The organism is Bradyrhizobium sp. (assembly GCF_035701725.1).
GTDB lineage: Bacteria > Pseudomonadota > Alphaproteobacteria > Rhizobiales > Xanthobacteraceae > Bradyrhizobium.
In genome coordinates this window covers 1-2,593 of the sequence record NZ_DASSRP010000258.1, presented here as the reverse complement: position 1 = coordinate 2,593, position 2,593 = coordinate 1, and the positions used below count along the sequence as shown (strand labels likewise).

The window sequence follows — 2,593 nt, the reverse complement described above, 5'->3', positions numbered from 1 at the left end:
GCGCTTCCCCGCCGGCAGCGCACCGTAGTCGGTCAGCATCACCGCGACCGCGCGATTCCACGCAACCACGTCCCATGTCGCGGTCCTGATCAGGGCCGGGCTCGGTTCCAGCGCGTCGAGCACGCGCTGCAATCGCGGCGTGACACCATCGTCTTTTCGGTACTGCGCTTCAGGAGGATGGCCGACGCCGAGAAGGAAGAGATGTTCGCGCTCAAGCTCGGTGAGCATCAGCGCGCGTGCAATCCGGTCGAGGACGTCGGTTGATGGCGACCCGCCGCGTCCTTGCTCGAGCCAGGTGTACCAGGTCGGGCTGATATTGGCGCGCTGCGCCACTTCCTCGCGGCGCAATCCCGGCGTCCGGCGCCGCTGCGTCGAAAATCCCAGTGCGACCGGATCGAGCTTGGCGCGACGAGTCCTGAGATAGGTCCCGAGCAGGCTGTCGTTGGCGAGGGGCTCGCTCATCATCCTGTTAGTGATTATACCACGATAATCTCACTACTTTACCAGGATACACGGGAAGCCGACATCTGTCTCCCATCAAGCGAAGGGAGACTTCATCATGCATGTGTTTGTGACTGGTGCGACTGGATTCATTGGCTCGGCGGTTGTCAAAGAGTTGATCGCAGCCGGCCATCATGTGTCGGGATTGGCGCGTTCACCTGACAAGGCCAAAGCGCTCGCAGCCGCCGGCGCCGAGGTGGTGATGGGATCGCTGGAAGATCTCGATGGCGTGAAACGCGCTGTTGCCAAATCGGATGGCGTCATCCATCTCGCTTTCAATCACGACTTCTCGAAATTCGTCGCGAATTGCGAAGACGACCGCCGCGTCATCACCGCGCTTGGCGCTGTTCTGGAAGGCTCCGACCGGCCGCTCGTGGTGACGTCGGGGACCCTGATCGTGAGCAGCGTGCCGGGAAGAGCGGCGACGGAGGAAGACGAGGTCGCGAGCTCCACCGTGATTCCGCGTGCCGCTTCGGAAGAGGCGGCCCGCGCGCTGGTCGCTAAAGGCATCAACGTCTCGGTGATGCGCCTGCCACAAGTCCATGACATGACCCGGCAGGGCCTCGTCACCTTTGCCATCGAACTGGCGCGCGAGAGAGGGGTGTCCTGCTACATCGGCGAAGGCCGCAACCGCTGGTCGGCCGTGCACGTCACCGATGCCGCTCGCATCTACCGGCTTGCGCTGGAGAGGGCGGAGCGTGGCGCCACATATCATGCCGTGGCGGAACAGGGGGTAACGCTCCGGGACGTTGCGGAAGTCATCGGTGTCAGGTTGAAGCTTCCGGTCAAATCGATCGCCGCGGAAAAGGCTGGCGCCCATTTCGGCTGGCTTGCGCCGTTCATCGGGCGCGACGCCCCGACCTCAAGCGAACTGACACGCCAGCGCCTGCAATGGCAGCCAAAGGGACGCGGGCTGCTCGAAGACCTCAGGGAGTTGGCGCTTTGACGTCAGGCGCTTTCGGCTGTTTTCTGACGAACCTTGGCCGTCCGGCAGGCTTCGCAGCGCCGTGGACGCGGTGTTCACGAAACGCGGCCGCGAGCGTTCGCAACGCGCTCCGCGAGCAGAACGATCTGGACGGCGGGAGCGGCGGAAGGCTGAACTTGTCTGCGACCTCGACGACGCCGGGTGGGACGACGCGGTGCGCCAGCGCGCCAACGGCGATGCCGGCCGAAACGGCGGCAATCACCGCTGTCATGCCGCCGCCGAGAAAGACCTCGATCCATTCCAGGCCAGCGGCGTCCAACGCGCGCGTGGCACAGTTGCGGACGCCGCACGAAGCCGAGAGCGATGCCAGCCGAAGCGGCTCGCCGTGGCGATGCTCGAAGTCAGGTGCGGCGAACCAGCCGAAGCGTTCGTCGGATACTCGCGCATAGACTTTTCCGACCATCCCGATGCCAAACAGATCGACGCTTCACATACTATGGCGACAAGCAGGCGCAAGCTTGCGGAATTAACCAATCGTTAACCAACTAAGTCGAAGCTTCTCTTCACGAAGCGGCGGAACCGGACAGCCGGGCCGGCAGTCGCTCGGGTAAGCCGGCGGCGTAGTGCCCGCCGGCTTTTCCGCTAGGGGCGAGACGTTTGGTGGGCTCCATCAACCCTGAACGGAGGATCATCATGTACGACCTGGAACAGGCCATCCGCGAGCGCGCCTATCACCTTTGGATCGAGAGTGGCTGCGAAGAAGGGCAGGCCGAGCATCATTGGCTCGCTGCGCAACGATCGATCCTCGGTGAGCAGGTTGGCGCCCGAGAGCATGCTGCCGAAGTCCCGACGAAGCCGAAGAAGGCGAGGGCGCCTCGCAAAAAGCGGGCGGCATAGTCCCTAGCGAGCAGGGCGTGTGATCTGATTGCGCAAAGCGGACGCGCTGCGGCACCTTTGCCACGTGTCTCGCTTACTGCCAGGTGACGGTTCCCGGCGTTCCGGCCAAATCGTCGCGCATTGAATTTTACTGGCGGAGCCGGAGGGATTCGAACCCTCGATAGGCCTTTACAAGCCTATAACGGTTTAGCAAACCGCCGCCTTCAGCCACTCGGCCACAGCTCCATGAGCGCGGATATGCCTGACAGCGGGCTGAGCCGCAAGCCGCAG

3 protein-coding genes, 1 tRNA gene and 1 pseudogene are annotated in these 2,593 nt (G+C 63.6%); 2 read left to right on the top strand and 3 right to left on the bottom strand.

Features of this window, described 5'->3' with window-relative positions; genetic code table 11:
- Positions 1-462: helix-turn-helix domain-containing protein (locus tag VFL62_RS15470; protein ID WP_325173257.1), on the bottom strand; the 462-nt coding region annotated here is incomplete at its 3' end.
- A gap of 97 nt (positions 463-559) precedes the next feature.
- Here VFL62_RS15470 and VFL62_RS15465 point away from each other — a divergent pair.
- Positions 560-1,447, top strand: coding sequence for an SDR family oxidoreductase (locus tag VFL62_RS15465; RefSeq protein ID WP_325173256.1), 888 nt, complete (start codon positions 560-562; stop codon positions 1,445-1,447).
- Here the strand turns inward: VFL62_RS15465 and VFL62_RS15460 are convergent.
- Positions 1,428-1,865, bottom strand: a pseudogene (locus VFL62_RS15460) (hypothetical protein); the annotation flags it as partial. The gene VFL62_RS15465 and the pseudogene VFL62_RS15460 overlap by 20 nt on opposite strands.
- 221 nt (positions 1,866-2,086) lie before the next feature.
- Between VFL62_RS15460 and VFL62_RS15455 the strand changes: the two are divergent.
- Positions 2,087-2,323, top strand: a complete 237-nt coding sequence (locus tag VFL62_RS15455; protein WP_325173254.1) for a DUF2934 domain-containing protein — start codon at positions 2,087-2,089, stop codon at positions 2,321-2,323.
- Between the two features lie 131 nt (positions 2,324-2,454).
- Here VFL62_RS15455 and VFL62_RS15450 read toward each other — a convergent pair.
- A tRNA-Ser gene (locus VFL62_RS15450) sits at positions 2,455-2,548 on the bottom strand.
- Positions 2,549-2,593: the final 45 nt, after the last annotated feature.

Bases quoted from the DNA above. Each gene is read 5' to 3' on its own strand.
- VFL62_RS15465 (WP_325173256.1), top strand. From the start codon at position 560: ATGCATGTGTTTGTGACTGGTGCGACTGGATTCATTGGCTCGGCGGTT.